General features: G+C 37.0%; 19 protein-coding genes. 12 read left to right on the forward strand and 7 right to left on the reverse strand.

The annotated features are described in order from the left end of the window. Position 1: 1 nt before the first annotated feature. The 3 genes from DJ533_RS07520 to DJ533_RS07530 all read left to right on the forward strand — a co-directional run bounded on the left by DJ533_RS07520 (position 2) and on the right by DJ533_RS07530 (position 4,460). Positions 2–1,237 carry a lipoprotein-releasing ABC transporter permease subunit gene (locus tag DJ533_RS07520; RefSeq protein ID WP_065994874.1) on the forward strand — a complete coding sequence of 412 codons (1,236 nt, stop codon included), beginning with the start codon at positions 2–4 and terminating at the stop codon, positions 1,235–1,237. Next, a complete protein-coding gene (lolD, locus tag DJ533_RS07525) occupies positions 1,230–1,922 on the forward strand; it encodes a lipoprotein-releasing ABC transporter ATP-binding protein LolD (RefSeq protein WP_065994873.1) in 693 nt (230 codons plus the stop codon). The genes DJ533_RS07520 and lolD overlap by 8 nt, the downstream gene beginning before the upstream one ends. Positions 1,923–2,030: 108 nt before the next feature. After that, positions 2,031–4,460 carry a DNA internalization-related competence protein ComEC/Rec2 gene (locus DJ533_RS07530; protein ID WP_081406130.1) on the forward strand — a complete coding sequence of 810 codons (2,430 nt, stop codon included), beginning with the start codon at positions 2,031–2,033 and terminating at the stop codon, positions 4,458–4,460. Here the strand turns inward: DJ533_RS07530 and DJ533_RS07535 are convergent. Further along, the gene (locus DJ533_RS07535) at positions 4,449–5,399 is read right to left on the reverse strand and encodes a lysophospholipid acyltransferase family protein (RefSeq protein ID WP_065994872.1); all 951 of its coding nucleotides are present in this window, start codon (positions 5,397–5,399) and stop codon (positions 4,449–4,451) included. The two genes, DJ533_RS07530 and DJ533_RS07535, sit on opposite strands and share 12 nt — an antisense overlap. A gap of 135 nt (positions 5,400–5,534) precedes the next feature. On the opposite strand from DJ533_RS07535, the gene sppA reads away from it, so the two are divergent. Together sppA and DJ533_RS07545 are read left to right on the forward strand one after the other, a co-directional pair. Further along, positions 5,535–6,572, forward strand: coding sequence for a signal peptide peptidase SppA (gene sppA / locus DJ533_RS07540; RefSeq protein WP_065994871.1), 1,038 nt, complete (start codon positions 5,535–5,537; stop codon positions 6,570–6,572). Positions 6,573–6,677: 105 nt separating this feature from the next. Beyond that, a complete protein-coding gene (locus DJ533_RS07545; RefSeq protein WP_065994870.1) occupies positions 6,678–7,499 on the forward strand; it encodes an alpha/beta hydrolase in 822 nt (273 codons plus the stop codon). A 102-nt stretch (positions 7,500–7,601) separates the two neighbouring features. On the opposite strand, the gene DJ533_RS07550 is transcribed toward DJ533_RS07545, so the two are convergent. The 3 genes from DJ533_RS07550 to purM all read right to left on the reverse strand — a co-directional run bounded on the left by DJ533_RS07550 (position 7,602) and on the right by purM (position 10,000). Beyond that, positions 7,602–8,039, reverse strand: coding sequence for an META domain-containing protein (locus DJ533_RS07550; RefSeq protein WP_065994869.1), 438 nt, complete (start codon positions 8,037–8,039; stop codon positions 7,602–7,604). A 241-nt stretch (positions 8,040–8,280) separates the two neighbouring features. Then, entirely contained in the window at positions 8,281–8,913 is a 633-nt protein-coding gene (purN, locus tag DJ533_RS07555) for a phosphoribosylglycinamide formyltransferase (RefSeq protein WP_065994889.1), read from the reverse strand. A 16-nt stretch (positions 8,914–8,929) separates the two neighbouring features. After that, entirely contained in the window at positions 8,930–10,000 is a 1,071-nt protein-coding gene (gene purM, locus DJ533_RS07560; RefSeq protein WP_065994868.1) for a phosphoribosylformylglycinamidine cyclo-ligase, read from the reverse strand. A gap of 135 nt (positions 10,001–10,135) precedes the next feature. On the opposite strand from purM, the gene cxpE reads away from it, so the two are divergent. The 7 genes from cxpE to DJ533_RS07595 all read left to right on the forward strand — a co-directional run bounded on the left by cxpE (position 10,136) and on the right by DJ533_RS07595 (position 19,457). Then, positions 10,136–11,335, forward strand: a complete 1,200-nt coding sequence (gene cxpE / locus DJ533_RS07565; RefSeq protein ID WP_065994867.1) for a chloramphenicol efflux transporter CxpE — start codon at positions 10,136–10,138, stop codon at positions 11,333–11,335. 16 nt (positions 11,336–11,351) lie between these two features. Continuing rightward, positions 11,352–12,062, forward strand: a complete 711-nt coding sequence (gene hda, locus DJ533_RS07570; protein WP_065994866.1) for a DnaA regulatory inactivator Hda — start codon at positions 11,352–11,354, stop codon at positions 12,060–12,062. 106 nt (positions 12,063–12,168) lie between these two features. Next, positions 12,169–13,989: a rhombotarget A gene (gene rbtA / locus DJ533_RS07575; protein WP_065994865.1), complete on the forward strand. Its 1,821-nt coding sequence runs from the start codon at positions 12,169–12,171 to the stop codon at positions 13,987–13,989. Positions 13,990–14,003: 14 nt separating this feature from the next. Then, entirely contained in the window at positions 14,004–16,430 is a 2,427-nt protein-coding gene (locus DJ533_RS07580) for a CSLREA domain-containing protein (protein ID WP_065994864.1), read from the forward strand. Positions 16,431–16,608: 178 nt separating this feature from the next. Beyond that, a complete protein-coding gene (locus DJ533_RS07585) occupies positions 16,609–17,391 on the forward strand; it encodes a tellurium resistance protein (RefSeq protein ID WP_065994863.1) in 783 nt (260 codons plus the stop codon). A 9-nt stretch (positions 17,392–17,400) separates the two neighbouring features. Continuing rightward, complete coding sequence (locus DJ533_RS07590) at positions 17,401–18,516, forward strand: toxic anion resistance protein (protein WP_065994862.1); 1,116 nt, start codon at positions 17,401–17,403, stop codon at positions 18,514–18,516. A gap of 17 nt (positions 18,517–18,533) precedes the next feature. Then, complete coding sequence (locus DJ533_RS07595) at positions 18,534–19,457, forward strand: hypothetical protein (RefSeq protein WP_089024799.1); 924 nt, start codon at positions 18,534–18,536, stop codon at positions 19,455–19,457. Between the two features lie 291 nt (positions 19,458–19,748). Here the strand turns inward: DJ533_RS07595 and cyoE are convergent, their stop codons facing one another. From cyoE to cyoC, 3 genes are read right to left on the reverse strand one after another with little or no spacing between them, the layout of a single operon-like run. Continuing rightward, the gene (gene cyoE, locus DJ533_RS07600) at positions 19,749–20,627 is read right to left on the reverse strand and encodes a heme o synthase (RefSeq protein WP_065994861.1); all 879 of its coding nucleotides are present in this window, start codon (positions 20,625–20,627) and stop codon (positions 19,749–19,751) included. A gap of 6 nt (positions 20,628–20,633) precedes the next feature. Further along, positions 20,634–20,963 (reverse strand): cytochrome o ubiquinol oxidase subunit IV, encoded by a 330-nt coding sequence (gene cyoD, locus DJ533_RS07605; RefSeq protein WP_065994860.1) that lies wholly within the window; start codon positions 20,961–20,963, stop codon positions 20,634–20,636. Next, positions 20,963–21,583 carry a cytochrome o ubiquinol oxidase subunit III gene (gene cyoC, locus DJ533_RS07610; protein WP_065994859.1) on the reverse strand — a complete coding sequence of 207 codons (621 nt, stop codon included), beginning with the start codon at positions 21,581–21,583 and terminating at the stop codon, positions 20,963–20,965. Before cyoC ends, cyoD begins: the two co-directional genes overlap by 1 nt. Between the last annotated feature and the right edge of the window lies 1 nt (position 21,584).

Consider the following 21,584-nt stretch of genomic DNA (forward strand, 5'->3'; position numbering starts at 1 on the left):
TATGTTTAAACCAATCTCGCTTTATATAGGGTTGAGATACACTCGCGCTCGGCGCAGTAATCACTTTATTTCTTTTATCGCCTTGGTGTCTATGATCGGTCTAACCTTAGGCGTTGCGGTTCTTATTACAGTTTTATCTGTGATGAACGGCTTTGACCGAGAGTTGAAAAACCGTGTTTTAGGCATGGTGCCACAAGCCACTGTTTCATCCTCACAGATTTTAACAGACTGGCCCACACTTGCAAAGAAAATTGAGAAACATGAACATGTTACTGGCGTAGCACCATTTACCCAATTACAGGGAATGTTGACCGCACAAGGACGTGTTGCAGGCATCATGGTCAGTGGTATTGAGCCAAAATATGAAAAAAATGTATCTATTATTCATAACCATATGGTTGAAGGAAATATAGATCAACTGAAAAAAGGTGAATTTGGTATCGTATTAGGCAAGCAGATGACCGATGCTTTAGGTTTGAGTTTGAATGATAATGTGACCCTAGTTTTACCTGAAGCAACACCATCACCAGCAGGGGTTGTCCCACGTTTTAAGCGTTTTAAAATTGTGGGGATCTTTAGTATTGGTGCAGAAGTTGATTCCAGCTTGGGTTATATCGCCTTAAACGATGCATCAACTTTGTTACGTTTGCCTGATGGTGCGCAGGGTGTGCGTATGAAGTTGGACAATATTTTCCTTGCGCCACAAGTAGCAAATGAAATTGTACAAGAGTTACCACACGGTTTTTATGCGTCAGATTGGACATATACGCATGGTAATTTGTTCAGTGCCATTCAAATGGAAAAAGCCATGGTCAGTCTATTGTTATTCCTTATTGTTTTGGTGGCAGCATTTAATATTGTGTCTTCATTGGTCATGGTGGTAACAGATAAAAAAGCAGACATTGCTATTTTAAGAACCTTGGGCGCCTCACCTAGCACAATCACACGTATTTTCATGGTACAAGGTACGGTAATTGGGGTGGTCGGAACGCTCGCAGGTGCGGTGTTGGGTGTGATTTCTGCTTTAGGTATTAGTAACTTAATTGATTGGCTAAATAATTTATTTGGTTGGCACTTATTTGACGCCTATTTTATTAACTATTTACCTTCTTATTTACGTTGGCAAGATGTGGTTTTAGTGGTCGGTGTTTCACTTGCTTTAAGTTTTGTTGCAACAATTTATCCTGCTCGTCGTGCAGCGAAAATTCAACCTGCGGAGGCGCTTCGTTATGAATAGTAATGTGGTGCTTGAAGCCAAAGATATTTATAAATCTTTTACAGATGGTAAATCGACAGTTGATGTAATTAAAGGTTTATCTTTACAAGTGCATCAAGGTGAGTTTGTTTCAATTGTTGGTTCAAGTGGTTCGGGTAAAAGTACTCTATTGCATATTTTGGGTGGGTTAGATCGCCCATCGCAGGGCATTGTCAACTTAAATGGACAGCGTTTTGATAGTTTAGGTGAAGCTGAGCGTGGTTTTTTACGTAATCAAAATCTTGGCTTTGTTTATCAATTTCATCATTTATTGCCTGAGTTTACAGCTTTAGAAAATGTCGCTATGCCTTTGATGCTACGCAAAGATGCAGAGTTTAAAAAAGTCAAAGAACGGGCAGAATACCTCTTAAACCGTGTAGGATTAAGCCACAGACTCACGCATAAACCTGGGGAGTTATCTGGGGGGGAGCGTCAGCGTGTGGCTTTGGCTCGAGCTTTGGTGACTCAGCCGAAACTGATGCTGGCGGATGAGCCAACAGGTAACTTAGACCGCAAAACTGCCATGACGATTTTTGAGTTGTTACGTGATTTGCGTCATGAGTTAAATATGGCAATGCTGATTGTGACCCATGATGAGCAATTAGCAAAGTCAGCGGATAAAGTACTCCATATGCAGGATGGTGTGTGGGTCACGGAAAAAACTTAAATTTTTATAAAATAATTTAAAAATAACGGCATAATTCCGATCAATTGCCTTGTTAAAGCTCATGAAAATGGGCTTTAATTATTTCAAAAGATTAAGAAAATAATAACGATGTGGTATCTCTACGGGTTAAGTTTAGGCTGGATTTTGGGCATCAGTTGTATGGGAAATACCCTGCCTGAAAGCTTACAGATGCCTCTATATCTCAGCCTTATTTTGATTATTTTTATCCCCCTTACTTTCGCTCTAAAATGGAAATTGACCAAGCATGTCATTGTAAAAATCATCTTTTATTTGAGTCTTTGTTTTAGTGTTTTTATGGGTGGTTGGTATTATGCCGATCATGCCTTAGAGCAACGCTTAAAATTACGTGTACAACATGTTGAGCAGGTGAATGCGTTGGTATATGTCAACACGATCAGCCAAATTTCAACAGGTGTAGATGATCAACTTCGTATTAAGCAAAATGTTTGGTTGCTTAATTTTGCCGCGCAACCGATTAAAATCAGTGTCAATTTAAAACAAGGGCAGATGCCTTTAGCACTCGGAAAATATTATCAAATATCAGGAAAATTAAAGCCTGCACATAGTTATGCTGTTGCAGGTACATTTGATAAAGAGCGTTGGTTTTTACAAGAAAATATTATGGGCAGTTTAAATGCTCAGTTTGTAGAGCCGATAGATGCTACAAAAGTTTCTGGATTAGGCCATGCACATTTTGTGCAGAATAATAATTCCTTTGGCGCTGTCATTCGATTAAACATTGAAGAAAAGCGTTTGTCTTTTCGACAAATGATTCAAAATAGTAGTTTACAACAAAAGGGATTGCTATTAGCACTACTCACTGGAGACGAAAGCTTACTTTCAAGTGATACACAGAACTTATTTCAACGCTTAGGTATTTCACATTTATTGGCAATTTCAGGTCCGCATGTGCTGATTTTTGCGATGTTATTTTGCTTCATCTTCCAAGGCATTATTCAAAAGTTTCGTCCAGAATTTTATTTAAAATGTCCTCGACCTTATTTATTGATTATACCTTTTTTAGCATGTGTGGCACTTTATACGGCATTTGTAGGGTTTGAAATTCCTGCTTTACGGACGTTATTAACGGTATCTTTATGTAGCTTTTTAATTTGGTTTAGACAGTCCCTTTCAGCCTTAAAAATGTTGCTAATCAGTGCCAGCATTTTATTGTGGATTGATCCTTTTAGCATTTTATCTGCTGCATTTTGGTTGTCTTATGGCGCTTGTTTTATTTTGATTCGCGTCTACCAAACTTTACAGCAGCAGCCTTATGACCATCAAACAATTAACCAAAAAGTTATTTTTTATTTGAAAGTTTTAATCGAATCACAATGGAAAGTATTTATTGCATTATTTCCATTGGTAATTTTTATTTTCCAAAAAGTTGCTTGGGTTGCACCTTTGAGCAATGTGTGTGCAATTCCTCTAATTGGTGCAGTGGTTGTGCCTTTAGAAGTGATCGGTGCATGTTTGAGTTTATTTTATATGCCTTTAGGCAAAGCTTTTTTCTATGTAGCTGATGGTTTTTTATCACTTTTATTATACATTTTGACTATTTTAGATCAATTATTTGCTCAACATTTACAGTGGTTTGCTTTTACTCCATTGATGATCGTGTGTTTAACAGTTGCAATTTTTATTCTCTTTTTTCCACGAGGAGTAATTTCTAAGGCATGGGTCGCTGTATGTTGTATTCCTCTCGTTTTTCCACAGCAAAAACAGCCAGATTTTAGTTTAACTGTTTTAGATGTCGCACAAGGACAAGCGATTTTTATAAACTTACCGACACAAAAAATCATGGTGGACACAGGGGGATCATTTGATGAAACAAAATTTAGTATTGGAAGACAAGTGCTTGTACCTTATTTAAAAAGACAAGGGATTCAGCAGCTTGACCAAGTTATTTTGTCACATTTAGATCAAGACCATAGTGGTGCATTTGCAGCGATTGCAAAAGAAATTAAGGTCAAGCAAGTTTTCTCGAATGAAGATGATGGACGTTTTCAACATGAAAATTTTCACTACTGTTATGCAGGGCAAGTTTGGCAGTATGATCAAGTAAAAGTAGAAATTTTATCGCCACCTAAAGCTAACTTAAGTAATGTTGCATCCCAACAAAATGAATTGTCTTGTGTCGTATATATTCAAGTGAAAAATGCCAAAAATCAGCAAAATTTTTTGATTATGGGTGATGCAGGTTGGGAAACGGAATTTGATTTATTACAACATTATCCAAACTTAGATGTCGATGTTTTGGTTTTAGGACATCATGGCAGTCAACATAGTTCAGCTTATGCTTTTTTAGAAACACTAAAACCAAAATTAGCAGTAATTTCAGCAGGATTTGATAATCGTTATGGTCATCCCCATCCGATTGTTTTGACACGCTTAAAAGCTTTGAAGATTCCTGTTGTGAATACGATTGAACAAGGTAGTATTCAGTTTCAATTGGATGCTCAACACGCGATGCAAATGTCTAATGATCGAGATTCAAAAAAATGGTTAATCCGTTGAAGATAAAGCTTCAGCTTTAACACGATTAATATTTGTAATCGCTTGTTCCTTGGGTAAAGTATAAACATTTCTGAGTTGTGGGTGAGCCTTGAAGCGTTTATAACTCCAATGATAATGCTGAGGGAAGCGTTCGATTAAATGTTCTAATGCTTGATGGATAACATGTGTACCATCATTGGCAGAACCTTGATAAATTTGTTCATTTATTGGTTCAATAAACATATCAAAATCATCAGATTCATTACGAATCGCGTATAAAAGTAATGCTTTGGCTTTGGTTTTTTGAATCAGTTTGGCACTCAGATTACTTGAAGCCAACGGAATGCCAAAATAATCAATCATTTCACCGCCTACATGGGGCGTATGATCAGGTAAAATGACAGTAGTACCCCCTTGTTTCAAAGCTTTAAAAATTTGCCGAACACCTGACTCATCTGTAGGGACTAAATTGGCTTGTTCACGACTACGTGCTTCACGGACAAAATCATCAGCATCAGCATTTTTTATGGGTTTATACATGATGGTCATTTGGGTATGTTGCGCGACCCAAGCGTTCATGATCTCCCATGTGCCAAAATGTGGCACGATCAACACCAAACCTTTACCTTCTGCAAGCGCTTCATGAACCAAATGTTCACCATGAATTTGACGAATTCTGGATATATTTTTTTGAGTGGAGCTGCCCCAAATAGTAAAAAATTCCATATAGGATTGTAATTCATTACGGATTGCGGCGCGGGTAATTCGCTCTCTTTCTTGCTTACTCAGTTGTGGCAGACAAATTTCGATGTTTAAACGAATCGTCTTAGATGTTTTTGAGACATGTAATAAGTTGACAATGCCAGCTAAAATACGGGCATAAAATCTAGAAAAAAGAATGGGCTGCCGACCAAAAAAATGAAGAAGCCGTGTGGTAGAAGATTTTTGCTTTTCAGTCATCGTTTATCAATTTGTAAAACTGCGCCAAAGTGCGAGTGAATTGTAAATTATTATAAGTGAATTATGTCGATTTAGACAGTTTAACTGTATTAGTTGTATATAATGATGCCTTAAAAATTAATTTGGATGGTATGTATGTCCGATTGGCCACCTAAACCACAGAATGAAAATACACAATTAGATGCTTCTGCATCACAAGCACCCACGGGACAAGAATGGAAACTTTTGGAAAAAGTTGTTCTGGCCTCTGTACAGGAACAGCGTCGTAGTCGCCGTTGGGGAATATTTTTTAAAATTTTAACCTTTTTATATATTTTTATCCTTTTAGGTTTGATTTTATTTGGTAAAAGCTGCTCAAGCAGTGGTGAAGATTCGACGAGTTCTATCTCTGAGTCGCATCTTGGCGTAGTCAACATTATTGGTACGATTGAATCTAGCAACCAAGGTGTAAATAGTACGGATACGATTAAATCTTTGAAGAAAGCATTTGAAGCCAAATCTGCAAAAGCAGTCGTGTTAAATATTAACTCTCCAGGTGGTTCACCAGTACAGTCTGACGATATTTGGCAAGAGATTCGCTACCAAAAACAACAGCATCCAGATAAGAAAGTGTATGCTTTGATTGGTGATATGGGCGCATCGGGGGCATATTATATTGCTTCTGCAGCAGATGAAATCTGGGTGAATCCATCGAGTTTAGTCGGCTCTATTGGTGTGATCATGCCAAATTATGGCGTGAGTGGTTTGGCTCAAAAGCTTGGCATAGAAGATCGTACGATGACTTCAGGCGCAAACAAAGATATTTTGAGCATGACCAAACCCGTAAATCCTGAGCAAAAAGCACATATTCAAGCTTTATTAGACAATGTTCATGGGCATTTTATTACTGCAGTTAAGCAAGGTCGTGGTGAAAAACTCAAATCTACTGATCCTGCTATTTTTTCAGGTTTATTTTGGACGGGTGAACAAGCCATTAAACTCGGCATTGCAGATAAAAGTGGCAATATGGAAAGCTTGAAACGCCAATTAAATCTCAAAAACGCAGTTAACTATACGGTTGAGCGTAGTCCATTTGATTCTATTTTAGGGCGTATGGGTTCAGAAATGGGAAATGGTTTAGCTGAAGCAGTGACTCAAAAGATGAACATGCAGCAAGATGCTAAAATGCAATAAAGCTTTTCTAGGTTCAAGTCAAAAGACGAAGTTAGATGCCTAGTATGGATTTTTCAGAACAGCATTTAGCTCATTGTTTGTTATACAATGCTAAAATAGGATGTCATGCGTAATTTAATTCATACAAAACCTCTCATTCATTTTGCACATGCCAATGGTGTGCCCTCACAAGTATATTCAAAGCTTTTTGAGCTATTAAAAGATGACTATGATGTCATTTATGTGCCTTTAATCGGTCCAGATCGTCGTTATCCGATTAAACAAGGTTGGAATGAGTTAACAGACCAAGTCATTGACAGTATTGTGCAGCAGGCGCAAGGTCGTAAAGTGATTGGTTTGGGGCATTCCTTAGGTGCAGTTTTAACTCTGATGGCATCTTATAAGCGTCCAGAGCTCTTTGAAAAAATAATTTTACTTGATCCGCCCTTGATCGTAGGTAAAGCATCCTTTGCGCTGTTTCTCACTAAAGTATTTAATCCCAAAATGCTTGATCAAATTACCCCAGCAGGTTTAAGTATTAAACGACGTGATCATTGGGAGTCACGTGAGCAAGCTGCTTTATTATTAAGATCAAAAGGCTTTTATCAACATTTTAATGAAGAGTGTTTTAATAATTATATTCAGTATGCTTTAACAGAGGATCACATTCGTGGCGGGGTTGAGCTCACGATTTCTAAATATGATGAAGTCGAAATTTTCCGAACGAATTCAATTTCATGGTGGTTACCCAAAACTAAGCCACCTGTTAGTGCACAATTGGTGGTTGGGTCAGAAAGCCCATTTTTAACCCGAAAATTTCCGCAAACGATCCAGAAAAAACTCGGTATTCCATTTACTGTCACACAAGGTGGTCATATGTTTCCTTTAGAGCACCCTGTTGAAGTGGTGCAATTAATACAAGATTTGATTCAATTGCCTGAAGATTAGGCTAGATCGGATTGATTTTGACCGAAAATAAAATAAGCACTCAATTGAGTGCTTATTTTTAATTATTTATAAAACAAGCTGATAAAGTCAGTGTCTTATAATTTATTTAACATTCTCAAATTTTAAAATTACTTTGTCATTAGCATCCAAGAATTTCAATTCTTTTTTCGATGCATCATAATGAGTAACTTGTGTCAGTGCTTGCGCATATTTTTGTGGAATATCCGTTGCATTTAGACATGCTTTTTGAGTCGAAGCAAGATTGGAAAATTGGATTTGCGTTCCTTTTACCGCATAGCCACCCATAAAGCGATTACAACCATCAGAGCCACTTACACGGCTGTTATCAAATTGAATAGATGGGACATCAGATTGTGTTGGATCAGCAGTCATTTTTGTGCCATAAATTTCACTTACTACCCAATTTTTATTTTGGAGTTCATTTAAATTACGTTCAGTCGATGGATTTGACATGGTGGCACAACCCACCATACCTAAAGTTAAAGCTGCACAGGTTGGAATGAGTATTGATTTTAGCATGTATTTTCTCCGTTTATTGATGATGATCGTTGTTAAGTCTTTGTTCAGGATATATTTTAATTTTTAGATTGTGGCTAAGATTAACTGAACAAATACAGAAACTACCAGAGTAAAAACATTTTGATGTATATTGTTTTCTTTATTTTTTAATGCTTTTCGAGTATTGCATAAAGCATTAAAATTTGCCAAGCAATAAAAAACGCATCCGAAGATGCGTTTTTTATTTTTGAATTAAGAATACTTAAAACTTACAAAACTGAATCGGTTGCTCGAGCTGTTGACCTTTATACAGGACTTGACCATTTTTCAGATATCGAATCGTTCCATTACAAATCCATTCCACAGCTTGCGGATAGATCAAATGTTCAAGGGTATGTATTCGATCTGCAAGCGAGTCTACCGTATCATGTAAACCAACCCTAAGTACGCCTTGCGTCAATGATTGACCTGCATCAAGTTCAGCAGTGACATAATGCACAGTACAACCATGCAAAGTATCACCTGTGTTTAGTACACGTTGATGCGTATGCATACCTTTGTAATGTGGCAAGAGCGAAGGGTGGATATTGAGCATTTTCCCTTCCCAATTGTGAACAAACTCAGCACTTAGAATCCGCATAAAACCAGCAAGAACCACCAAATCAATATCCCAATCAAGTAATTGTTGATGCATCACTGCATCAAATGCTTCACGAGTTGGGTAATGTTTGTGTTCTATCACCACTGTCTTGATATTCGCTTTTTTCGCACGCTCAAGTGCATAGGCTTCAGGTTTATTGGAAATGACCCCAACAATTTCACCTGAAAGATTGGCATCCATCAGGGCTTGTAAGTTACTACCATTGCCTGAAACCAGTACAGCAATTTTGATCATGGGCGTATTAACTGAATTACGCAAAAATCACACGGATTTTTTCATCAGCGCCTTCAACCGATTCAGCATTGTCTTGGATAGAACCAAGTTTCCATGCTTTTTCACCCTGTGCAGTTAAAACTTGAATGGTTTTTTCAGCATCAGCAGTATCTACAGCAATCACCATACCTACGCCACAGTTAAATGCACGATACATTTCAAATTGTTCAACACCACCTTCTTTTTGTAGAAGTTTGAACAATCCAGGCCATTCCCAAGAAGATTCATTAATCACTGCTTGCGCACCATTTGGGAGTACACGCGGTAAGTTGCCAGGCAAACCGCCACCCGTGATATGTGCCATTGCGTGAACATCAACTTGCTTAATCAGTTCAAGGATTGATTTGACATAAATACGTGTAGGTTCCATCGCAACATCTGCAAGTGGACGACCATCAACGATTTGGCTTAAATCGACATTTTTTACATCAAAGATTTTACGAAGCAATGAGTAACCGTTTGAATGTGCACCTGAAGAAGCCACACCAATCAAAACATCACCTGCTTTAACTTTAGAGCCATCAATAATTTTGTTTTGCTCAACCACACCCACACAGAAACCTGCTAAGTCGTAATCTTCGCCTTCATACATCCCTGGCATTTCAGCAGTTTCACCGCCCACCAACGCACAACCTGCAAGTTCACAACCTTTACCGATACCAGTAACGACATTTGCAGCAACGTCAACATTTAAGTGACCTGTTGCATAGTAGTCGAGGAAGAATAATGGTTCAGCACCACATACAAGAAGATCGTTTACACACATTGCCACTAAGTCTTGACCAATTGTGTCATGACGGTTTAAGTTTAATGCTAAACGTAATTTTGTACCAACACCGTCTGTGCCAGATACGAGAACAGGTTCTTCATAACCTTTAGGAATTTTACAAAGTGCGCCGAAGCCGCCGAGTCCACCCATCACCTCTGGACGAGTAGTACGTTTAGCGACAGATTTGATACGATCGACAAGTGCGTCGCCCGCTTCAATATCGACACCAGCGTCTTTATAGCTTAAACCAGTGTTTGGGGTAGAAGTTGAGTTGCTCATATTTGAAGTCTCCGCATTCGCGCCGAGATTATACCCGAATATACGAAACTCTTATGTTATTTCTGAACTAAAATGCTATCTTTATTCAAATATTTTACTTTCTATAATGATTAAACCTGAAAAAGGCGTGATTGTATGCACGATCGGACATTAAAACGAATTTTCATTCTCGCAGGAATTGCACTGATTCTATGGGTTTTATATTTGCTTAAACCTGTAGTGATCCCATTTGTTGGTGCTTTTTTATTGGCGTATTTGTTTAGTCCTATAGTTGAAAAACTCGATAATTTTTTACCGCGTTGGTTGGCGATTTCGGTTGTATTTATTGGTATTGGGGTTGTGTTGACTTGGGCAATTTGGTTTGTTGTTCCTTTGGTGTGGAAACAATTAATTTACGCACGAGATAGCATTCCAGCAGGTATTCATTGGATAAACTACACCTTTTTACCTTGGGTTTCACAAACCTTTAATGTGGAGCGCATGGAGTTGGATACCGATCAGATCTCTAAAGTGGTTATGGATTATGTGCAAACCAACTATAGTGCAGACAGTATTCAAGCGATGGCATTAAAAATTGCCCAGTCTGGATTAAGCTTTATTTCTATTGGTGGAACGATTGTTTTAATTCCAATTATTGCTTTTTACTTTTTACTAGATTGGAATCGCATGCTTGCGAGTATGAAAGGCTTGATTCCTCGCCATTATGAGCAAGGCACGATGAGAATTGTGAATGAATGTCACAGTGTTTTAGGTGCATTTGTTAAAGGACAATTCCTAGTGATGTTTTTGCTTGGTGTGGTTTATGCAGTCGGTTTGCAATTGGTCGGTTTGGAAGTTGGACTGATCATTGGGATGGTTGCGGGACTATGTAGTATTATTCCTTACTTAGGTTTTGGTGTGGGCATTATCGCAGCCATCATTGCAGCGTTGTTCCAATTTGGTTTAGATTGGACACATCTGATTTTAGTTTTAGTGGTTTTTGGTGTAGGGCAAATTATCGAAGGTTATGTGTTACAACCTTTCTTATTGGGGGATAAAATTGGTCTATCTCCTGTAGCAGTGGTGTTTGCTGTTTTGGCGGGTGCGCAGTTGGCGGGCTTTTTAGGGATGTTAATTGCTTTGCCTGTGGCAGCGGTTATTTCAGTCTTGTTAAAGCATGCACGAGAATGGTATGAACGAAGTTCACTCTACCAAAGTCCAACTTCAACAGTTCTCGTTGAAAATAATGGTCAGAGTCATACGGTTTCTGTAGAAAGTGAGCATGTCGATCTTGATCTTGAGATTAAAAACACGCAAGATAATGTTGAAACAAAACCAAATAATGATCCACTTTAAGGAAAAATGAAAAAATATGCGTCAATTACAGTTGGATATAGAGCCACAACTGGATGCCAAAATCAGCGATTTTTCTGGTCCAGGTTGGGGACCTGTAATTGATGCAGTAAGACAACTACATGCCGGTTTGATGAACCGCTTTTATATTTATGGTGGTGCTGGGACAGGCAAAAGCCATTTATTGTCTGCGATCTGTGATTCTTATTTAGATGTTGGTAAATCTGCAATTAAAGTTTCACTTTTAGAGCTATTGGATGCACCGATTGAAGCCATTAGTGCTTTAGAAAGCTATGATTTGGTGGCATTAGATGATATCGAGGCGATCAGTGGTGTCCCACATTGGCAAAAAGCAGTATTTCATTTAATTAATAATAATAATGAAGGTGGGGGACAATTGGTCTTTTCATCTCGTTTTGCCCCCATTGAATTAAAATTAGAATTACCAGATTTACAATCACGTTTAACCCAAGCAGTCAGTGTAAAGTTACCGAGTGGTCACTCCTATGCAGATCGGCAATCATTATTGCATTCTGTACTTGAGCGCCGGGGTGTACATTTTGACCCACAAATAACGGAATATCTGCTATTACATGGTTCGCATCAAACCAGTACACTCTTACAATCTGTCGATCGCTTAGAAAAATTATTGAAGGGTGAGAAAACCAAACTTTCTCACGCAACACTCAGACAAATCTATGCATTGATTGATGAGTACCGTCCACAATAAAATTCTTGAGAATTTTATTAAGCTGTGACAAAGTACGCACAAGGAATGTTAGCAACGCTTTATGCTGGCTTATAAGAAATAATTAAAAGAAATCAAGGAGACTATAATGCTCAAACGGGGCATAGGCTTAGGATTATTATGTATTACTGGTCATGCATTTAGTGCAAATATTGTGGTGACGACAACAGAAGATGTTGTTAAAGCAGATGACCAATGTTCCCTTCGTGAAGCAATTGAATATGTCAATAAAGGCATGCCTGAGGCAGGTTTAAATGGCTGTGGTGGTAAGGAATCCACCGCGATAATCGAATTAAAAGGCAAGGAAGAATATCTTTTAAAAAGTGAAATTTCGATTGCTCAAACTGTAGCGATTAAATCAGTTTATGACACAAATGTCACGGATACAGAAAATAAAGCAGGTTTATTAAATGCTGTGATCAAGGCATCTGGTAATCACCGACTTTTTAATATTAAAAAAGTCGCACTACCGACAGGTGACCCTAAAAAAGATGAAGCCAATAAAGATACTAAAATTATTGTTAATTTTTCTGAGTTAACTTTACAAGGGTGTGGCGCCAATCTTTGTGAAAAAATGGGTGGTTTAATCTATAACAATGAACAACTTACCATCTCGAATGCTCGGCTGTTAAATGGTGCTGCTGAACAAGGTGGTGCAATTTATAATGCAGGAATACCTGATATTAAAAATTATAACTGGAGTTCAGTAAACATTGTTAGCTCCTTTATTAAAGGTAATAAAGCGACACAAGGTGGTGTAATTTATAGTGAAGCCCCCCAATTTGCTGTATCTCAATCTGTGATTAGAGATAATGAAAATACAGATACCAATACTTCACTTTTTGAAGTTAAAGCGCCATTTAGTGAGGAAATAAGTAAAGGATTAGCATTTGAAAAAAACTTTAGAGGGATATTCAACAGTACTATTTTTAATAATAAAGGTTACGTGATTAAAGTCTTAGATGATATGCAAGTTAATAATATCACTATGATTTTAAATAGTATGGGGTTGATTGTGAATGCCCCAAATAAAAAAGCCTATGTCGCAAACAGTATTCTTGCGAAGAATGGTTCACAAGACTGTAAAATTATTGCAGGGGATGATGCCAATCATATCACGAATAATTTATATTCAGTTGGCTGTGCAGGCACAGGTGCACAAGCTTTAGGAGATACTCAACTGATTGCAGGTAGTTCGACAGAAGGAAAATGCGATTTAAGTTCTAAAGGAATTTTATGTCCATATAATCCTGCTAAAGAATCTGTGATCAGTTACTTTAAACCTCGCTTACTTGAAAGTTATAGAAGTGTTGCAGATTCACCTATTGTAAATAAAGGACTAGCAAACAATGATTTACTTAGCTGCTTGGTTGTAGATCAACGTAATAAACAAAGATTAGCAGATAGAACTCTCTGTGATCGTGGTGCGATTGAATTAACAGTCGATACCAGCAATACCTCTACAGTAGGTGAAGATATTACTTATGGTCAAACGGCCAAATTTAGTATCTCAGACCAACTACAAGATGGTGAATTAGTTACTCCAGCACAGTGTACTGCTTTGTTTGGTAAACCTGCTGAGGGTACAACCTGGAAACCGGGCTGTTTAAAAATCATTCAGACCAACACGCCATCTAAAGGAACCTTAAATCTTACTCAAGATGGTGATATTACCTATGTTCCAAATGGTAATTGGCATGGTTCGGATGAGTTTCAGATTAAAGTCGTGACTTCTACTACTTATTTTAATGATAATACAGAACCATATATTGCGATTAGTTCTCGAGTTGTACAGGATCCACCCAATACCTTTGAAGATAAACAAGTAAAAACTTCAGGTGGTGCTGCTGGTATCATTGCATTATTTACTTTATTTGGATTGATTGGTTTACGCCGAACTAAAAAATAACAAAAGGATGAATGATGAAACATTATAAAAAAGGAATATTAGCACTGATGGTTTTATCTGCAATGTCTTTAATGGCAGCAGAGGATACAACCATTTATGTGACAACATTTGCCGATGAAAATGGTGAAAATCCAGACAAGTGTTCTTTGCGTGAAGCAATAACTGCCGCAGCAACACATAAGGCATTTGGTGGATGTAATGCTGGGAAAGAATATGCCACTTCAACAAATATTATTCAATTAGAAGCAGGTGAATACAAATTAAATTCAGAATTACAACCGAGTTCTTCAATTTCAATTTTGGGTAAAGACCCTTTTGATTATGAAAAAGTTAATGTTTTGACCAATGATTATCCTGCAATCACTGCGTCAAAAACAACAATTAATGCTCAAGGTTTATCACGCATTATCAATACCAATAATTCTAATAAACCCAGTATTAGCTTATCAAATATAAAGCTAGTCAATGGTTCAAGTAAAAATGAGCGTAATAACTCAGGAGGAGCGTTGTATCTAGGTGGAGAGACCACTTTAAATAACGTCACGATTGAAAATGCAAATGCTCAACTAGGGGGTGCAATTTATTTAAGTGATGGTGGCAATCTAACGATTAATAGCGGCGTGTTCCAAGCCAATAAAGCGGTCAAAGGTAGTGTTTTAGCAATGACCTGTAATGATAATTTGGGTTATTCAAAAAGAAAAATTGATATTTTGCGTGCAAGTTTCTTAAATAATGGTTCGGTGGAAAGTGAGAGTGCTTTTGCCTTATGTGGGCAACCTTCCGTACAGTTTACGGCCAATACCATTACTCAAAACATTGCTAATAGTAACGCAGGGAGTATTATTCAATTTAGTTCAACGACCCCAAGTGGCAAAGTTCAATTAAGTGATCTTTCGAATTTGACACTGGCAAGTAATACCATTGTAAAAAACTCAGCATGGGCAACATTTTTATACAATGGCTCTGCGGCTAAGACACTGAGATATAATGTTTTAGCGTATAATGGTGCAGGCAAGTCTTGTCGTTATGCAGACAACGATCTAGCAACGGTCAAGATTTTGAACTTATCATTAGACCATAATGCCTTAGCTTTAGATGCTGCTAGTGCAAATGCTGAGTGTGAACTCCCTGAATTGTTCAAAAAAGATATTACTCCAACCACAGTGGACTTAAGTACAACGAGCTTTGAAACAGTACTGAGTGATTTGCAAAAACCCTCAGAATATACCAATTTCCAGCCCGTTTATTTCCCACGAGATCAAAAAACAGCTACAGATTTAGTGGATACAGGTTTGTATGGTTGCAGTAGCCCTGATCAGCGTGGTGTGGCGCGAGTTGATTCGGATAAAAATGCTCAAACCTCGGATAAATCGAACTCTTGTGATATTGGTTCAACGGAGGTAATCCGTTTGACAGCATTTAAAGCAGAGTTAAGTAATGATTCAGTGGTAGAGTTGCTGGATAATTATCAAGAAAATTTAGATCTATTTAATAAACTAATAGAAGATAAAACCACGAAACCTGAGCTTTTACCTTATTATCAAAAACAGAAAAAATATTTTGAAAATTTATTAACGGTAAAAACTAAACAGAAATATCGTACAATTTTCTTTGATCCATTTGTGACAAACTTACCGCATGAAAATCTTTTGCCAAATGGTGGGCGAGAAATTAAACATCTCACTGCAGACAATTATACAGTCACAGCAGTTGCAAAAGGTATAGGTAATATTAGTGGTAATACAGAAACCATCATTCCTGATAAAAACTTATTTTGTGAATGGGATGCGAGTTTAGGTCTGATTAAAATGTGGCGAGTGGATGATAATATTACTCCAACTGGTGACAAAGAATTTTGTCAATACACCTTGCAGCTTAAAACTGATGCAAGTAAAACCTCTTCGGCATACATTTTAGGCACTTTTAGTAATATTTCACCGCTTGCCAAAAATGCTGAATTTACAGTAAAAGAAGGTTCAGATAAGAAAATTACAGTTGATTTACTCAATTATGTTAATGATGATGGTGATGGTTTAGTGAGTGCTTTAACCACTGAACAAAAGAAAAAATTACCTTATTATACCGATGCAAATGGGCAAGATTTAGCAATTCGTATAACCACTAAGATTGACCCATTAATTTTTAGCGCAGAGCGCAGTGGTCCATGCCCTGGTGAAGATCGAGTTTATAATTGCTATGGTGGTAAAATTACCGTTCAGTATAAAAATATATTAGATCCTTTTAGTTATAAATTTGGATATTCTGTCTATGATGCGGATGGTAAGATCTCCAATGAAGCAACCGTAAAACTAAACAACACAGCAACATCAGATAGTGGTGTACGCAATAGTGGTGGTGGTGCGATTGGCGGATTTGGTATTTTGGGTTTGTTCACTTTACTTGGCTATCGTCGTTATAAAAACAAAATACAAAATAATTAAATAGCATTCGAAAAAACCAGTGTTCGCACTGGTTTTTTTATTATTGATTATTTTAAAAAATAAGCGTTTACATATTACTATATTGAAACACTAAAAATTGTATTATAAGTTTAAATAAAGCTTGTATTTATCAAGTTTACCACCCATACATAGATGTATATTTTTATATGATTTTGCCATGACCCAATTGATTACACTGACCCCTTTACAAAAAATTCAGATTGATCCTGAAGATTTGTTGTCGATTAAACGTAATGATTTGGTTCCGTTATTGGATAATCAAAGTCGATTAAATTTGTATGCAGACCAGCTCATTCAAGCACAATCGGTTTTATTAAATGGTGTGGATACACATTTAACTCAAAAGTTGAGTCAGGTTATTGCACAAATTATTGAGCAATTATCTAATTCACAAAAAAAATTAAAACAACGTAAATTTAATGCTTTGCAAAAATGGCTAGGCTTAGATTTAGAGTTTAGTGCAGGTCAAGTTAAATATTTTAAAGACTTGGATGTGTTAATTCAGGAAGCCAATTATTTAAATCAGAAAATTGCAATCGAGATTCAAAAATCTCAATCACGTTATCAACAAGCTTTAGGGTTTCGTGAACAAATGGCGAAATATATTCGTGCAGCACAGGAATTTCTAGGAGAATATCCAGCATTTGTTAAAAATAGACATCCATTGGATAATTTTGAAGAACGATTATCCAAAAAAATTCATACTTTAGAAACTTTACAAGCCAGTAATGATATTGCGCTGACACAGATGCAACTGACACAACAATTGTCATTAAGTTTGATGGATCGCTTTAAAGAGGCGCAGCAAGTTTTGATTCCCGCTTGGCAATATCATTTAAAGCAAAATGCTGAACAGCAGTCTCGGGCATCTGTACAAGAACTTGACAAAAGTCGTGAAAAATTAATTACATCATTGAAAAAATCATTAGAGCAGAAATAGGGTAGAGTTATGAGTGAGTTAGATAAAAATGTTGTTGTTGCATCTTCTATAGATTTGCAGCAGCGTTATGAGCAATTGAGTTTAAAAGAAATTGGGTTAAATTCTGAAGATTATAATGAAGTGCTAAATGCACAAAAAGAGTTGATTAATATTGATCATCACGCTGTTGCCGAATATGGTAAAAATATTGCAACGAAAACTTCATCTTATACAGATGAGCTATTGGATTTGGTTAAAAATAAAGACCTTGATGCAACAGGACAAAAACTCAATCAAGTCGTGCAAGTTGCACAGCAATTAAATACCACGAGTATTTTAAATCAATCCAAAAATTCAGGCTTTTTTGGCAGTATTTTGAGCAAGTTTAAAGGAGCCAAGCAAAGTTTTGATCAGCATTTTCATTCGACCAAAGAGCAAATCGACAGTTTGGTTAAAGAAATTGAAACTTCGCAAAATGGTTTAAAAGCACGTGTTAGTACATTAGACAAAATGTTTGACTCGGTGCAAGAGGAATATAAGCAACTCGGCGTTTATATTGCGGCAGGAAAGTTAAAACAGCAAGAGTTACAGCAAGAGATTTCAACGCTTACTTCACAGGAACAAGATCAACAAACACATCAGCGTATTTATGATTTGAATCATTTGGCGAATAATTTAGAAAAACGGGTGAGTGATTTACAAGTATTGCAACAGTCTGCCATGCAAACTTTGCCGATGATTCGTATTATCCAATCAAATAATATGATGTTGGTCGATAAATTTTATGCGATTAAAAATATTACCTTACCTGCTTGGAAAAACCAAATTAGTTTAGCGATTTCATTACATGAGCAACGTAATAGTGTGCAATTGGCAAATACCATTGATGATGCAACCAATGACTTATTGAAGCGTAATGCAGATTTGCTGCATCAGAACTCAGTTGATACCGCCAAAGCCAATCAACGTTCTGTGATTGATATTGAAACCCTTGAACATGTGCAAAATACCCTCATTAAAACTGTTAATGATGTAATCCAAATCCAGAAAGAAGGTGTACAAAAACGTGAGGAAGCATCTGAGCGCATTCGTGCCTTACAAAGCAACTTGAAACAATTGGTTTTGGAAAATACACATTCGTCTTAAGTTTTTAGGAGAACATATTGTCACTTAAAGATGACTATCCTGTGCAGTCAGCAGATTTAAAAACGGGTTTAATGCGCTTAAAGCAACGTCAGAGTAAGTTGAATGTATTTACCGTACTGAGTTGTGTACTTTTTATCACGACTGCTTTAAGTTTATTTATTCAGCAGGATGTGGTTTTTCATTTTTTAGGTTTGACACAAAATATTTCTCAACTACATATTCCTTTGAGTGTTGATCAAAACTTACAAGCGTATATTGATCAACCCAATTATCTTATGAATTTATTTTCATGGTTTGGCTGGTTACTGCTGAAAGTTGTAGTGTCATTTATTGGTGCTTTTTTTATTGTGGGTTTTTTAAAGAAATTTCGTTTTTTCTTAGTGCGCTTTCAGTCTTTTGTACTTAAGTTTGTGGCTTGGATCATTGCATTTGCTATTTTGTGGACAGGTTTGACTTATGTGCAGTATGACTGGAGTGACAATGAACAATCTGCCTATGAAAAACTGGTGCATTATGACCGTAATATTCAACAAAGTCATATTTTTCAGTATTTGCAACAATCTGAAACAGCACCGCCTGTAAAAGCTTATCTACTAGGGCAAGCTGCATTACTGCATAAACCACAAGATCAAGATGCCGCAACTGCCTATGTTGCACAATTGGTTCAGGCTGAAAGAACAGATCCTCATTTTTTTGAATATGGTTTTAAATCTGAGCAATTGTGGGCAATGCAGCATGCTGTTTATGGAAAATCAGTGACAACAACTACTGAAAAATTACACCCTCGTATTGAAAATGCACAGTATTGGTCAGCAATAGTTCAAAAGATTTTATTGGGTATTGCAGCATTGTTTTTATTGTTGAGTCTTATTTTATATGCTTTAACACATAGGTTTAAGCAACGTATCATTCGTATTCAACAGCAAATTCATTTGGAATAATATTTTTAAGAATAATAATTAAAGTAACAAAATATTTTTGGCTATGTAAACTCAGTTTGGCAGAATGTTTATATGCCGCCGAGCATTGCTTCATATTCAACGGTGAGAGTTGTCTAAGTTGTGATAATACCATTCTATTACATTCTTATTTTGTTAGGTGTTGTAGCTTTTGATTTAAATATGAACAAAATTAATAGTCATAGCCTATGTGCATTATTAGATAACTAATGTATTTTTGAATCTACTGAATATTTGGAATTGAAATAAAAAGATAGAGCAAACTCTATCTTTTTAAAAAATTGGAAGATGTGGGGCAGGGGATACATAGCTAAAACTAAAACTAAAACTTAATGCTGTGATTAAAATTACAGAATATAAGAAATAGCGTTTTGCCCAAACTTGGTCATTTTCAGCTTTGAAGCCAATAATTGATAGATATACCCAATAGGCAGACATCGCATTAAAGATAATCAAGAAGAAAATATTGGTATAGCCAAAGCAATATAAACCATTTAAGACTGCAGCAAATAATAGTACATAAATCAGACTTTCAACTTTTGTACGATAAATTGAGCGTGCTACAGGCAGAATGGGAATATTCGCATTTTTATAGTCATCAAAACGATAGACCGCTATTCCCCATGAGTGTGGCATTTGCCAAAATGCATATGCCAAAAAAATGAGTAAAGCAGCAACATCAAATTCACCAGAAACAGCGGTATACCCTATTACAGGTGGGCTTGCACCCGAAATACTGCCAATGATGGTTTGATGAATGGTTGTACGTTTTGTCCATAGACTATATAACACCACATAAACGAAAAAGCCAAGTGCAGCAAAGCCAAAAGCATAGGCGTTGACAAAAAACCACAACAAAGCAAAGCCAAGTATACCGAGTACAGCAGAAAACATTAATGCAACTGTTGGACTGATGGTTTTTTTGACTAAAGCACGATTCATCGTACGTTGCATTTTTTGGTCAATGTCTTGATCAATGACATTATTGACTACACAGCCCGATGCCACAACCAATGTTGTACCGAGCAGGGTAAGAAGAAGTAAGAGGAAATCTACAGAACCTTGAGCGGCTAAAAAAAAGCCGCCCAAAGTGGTAACGAAGTTACCGAAGAGAATTCCTGGCTTAGTCAGGAATAAATATTTCTTCAACATGACACCCTAGAGCATCATGTTTGAATGTAAGTAGTTCATGATCCATACAGAACCGATGAGCAGAACTGCGATACACAAGATGGTGTAAATGAATGCAATCACGTTCCAACGTTGTTCTGATGAGGAATTCATGTGCAAGAAGAAAACCAATTGCACAAGAACCTGCGCCACAGCTGTAATCGCAATCGTAGCTACAATCGCACCACGACCGAAGTCAGCTGGATGCATTGCCATATAGAATGGAACAATGGTAAGTAATACAGAAACAATAAAACCAATCGTATATTGTTTCACATTACCATGTGAAGCACCTGCAGAATTATGATCGTGACTCATTAGATAACTCCCATTAAGTAAACGACGCTGAATACACAGATCCATACGATGTCAAGGAAGTGCCAGAACAAGCTTAAGCAAGCAAGACGACGTGTATTTGGTAAAGTCAAACCATTTTTCTTGATTTGAATCATTAACACGATCATCCACACCAAACCTGAAGTTACGTGAATACCATGCGTACCTACCAAGGTAAAGAACGCAGATAAGAACGCACTTGTGCTTGGACCATGACCAGCATGAACTAAATGATTAAATTCATAAAGTTCCATGCCGATGAACGCTGCACCAAATACCCAAGTAATCGCGAGCCAAGTTAAAACTTGACCCACATTTTTCTTGTATGAAGCAAGTACTGCAAAACCAAAAGTCACAGAAGAAATCAAGAGAGCGAAAGTTTCAGTTAAAACGAAACCTAAAGACTCACCAAATAAATCTTTTGCACTTGGTGTTCCAGGTGGAATATGACTGCTTAATACAGCGAACGCGATGAAGAGTGTACCGAATAAAATCAAGTCACTCATCAAGTATGTCCAGAAACCAAAGACAGTGATGTCAGTATCATCGTGATGATGATGTTCATCATGTCCGTGGTTATCGTGATGAAGTACTTCAGCCATT

Origin of the sequence: Acinetobacter defluvii (assembly GCF_001704615.3) — a bacterium.
Lineage (GTDB): Bacteria > Pseudomonadota > Gammaproteobacteria > Pseudomonadales > Moraxellaceae > Acinetobacter > Acinetobacter defluvii.

Excerpts from the sequence above, each read along its gene's own strand:
- DJ533_RS07520 (WP_065994874.1), top strand. The coding sequence starts at position 2 with ATGTTTAAACCAATCTCGCTTTATATAGGGTTGAGATACACTCGCGCT.
- lolD (WP_065994873.1), top strand. The coding sequence starts at position 1,230 with ATGAATAGTAATGTGGTGCTTGAAGCCAAAGATATTTATAAATCTTTT.
- DJ533_RS07530 (WP_081406130.1), top strand. The coding sequence starts at position 2,031 with ATGTGGTATCTCTACGGGTTAAGTTTAGGCTGGATTTTGGGCATCAGT.
- DJ533_RS07535 (WP_065994872.1), bottom strand. The coding sequence starts at position 5,399 with ATGACTGAAAAGCAAAAATCTTCTACCACACGGCTTCTTCATTTTTTT.
- sppA (WP_065994871.1), top strand. The coding sequence starts at position 5,535 with ATGTCCGATTGGCCACCTAAACCACAGAATGAAAATACACAATTAGAT.
- DJ533_RS07545 (WP_065994870.1), top strand. The coding sequence starts at position 6,678 with ATGCGTAATTTAATTCATACAAAACCTCTCATTCATTTTGCACATGCC.
- DJ533_RS07550 (WP_065994869.1), bottom strand. The coding sequence starts at position 8,039 with ATGCTAAAATCAATACTCATTCCAACCTGTGCAGCTTTAACTTTAGGT.
- purN (WP_065994889.1), bottom strand. The coding sequence starts at position 8,913 with ATGATCAAAATTGCTGTACTGGTTTCAGGCAATGGTAGTAACTTACAA.
- purM (WP_065994868.1), bottom strand. The coding sequence starts at position 10,000 with ATGAGCAACTCAACTTCTACCCCAAACACTGGTTTAAGCTATAAAGAC.
- cxpE (WP_065994867.1), top strand. The coding sequence starts at position 10,136 with ATGCACGATCGGACATTAAAACGAATTTTCATTCTCGCAGGAATTGCA.
- hda (WP_065994866.1), top strand. The coding sequence starts at position 11,352 with ATGCGTCAATTACAGTTGGATATAGAGCCACAACTGGATGCCAAAATC.
- rbtA (WP_065994865.1), top strand. The coding sequence starts at position 12,169 with ATGCTCAAACGGGGCATAGGCTTAGGATTATTATGTATTACTGGTCAT.
- DJ533_RS07580 (WP_065994864.1), top strand. The coding sequence starts at position 14,004 with ATGAAACATTATAAAAAAGGAATATTAGCACTGATGGTTTTATCTGCA.
- DJ533_RS07585 (WP_065994863.1), top strand. The coding sequence starts at position 16,609 with ATGACCCAATTGATTACACTGACCCCTTTACAAAAAATTCAGATTGAT.
- DJ533_RS07590 (WP_065994862.1), top strand. The coding sequence starts at position 17,401 with ATGAGTGAGTTAGATAAAAATGTTGTTGTTGCATCTTCTATAGATTTG.
- cyoE (WP_065994861.1), bottom strand. The coding sequence starts at position 20,627 with ATGTTGAAGAAATATTTATTCCTGACTAAGCCAGGAATTCTCTTCGGT.
- cyoD (WP_065994860.1), bottom strand. The coding sequence starts at position 20,963 with ATGAGTCACGATCATAATTCTGCAGGTGCTTCACATGGTAATGTGAAA.
- cyoC (WP_065994859.1), bottom strand. The coding sequence starts at position 21,583 with ATGGCTGAAGTACTTCATCACGATAACCACGGACATGATGAACATCAT.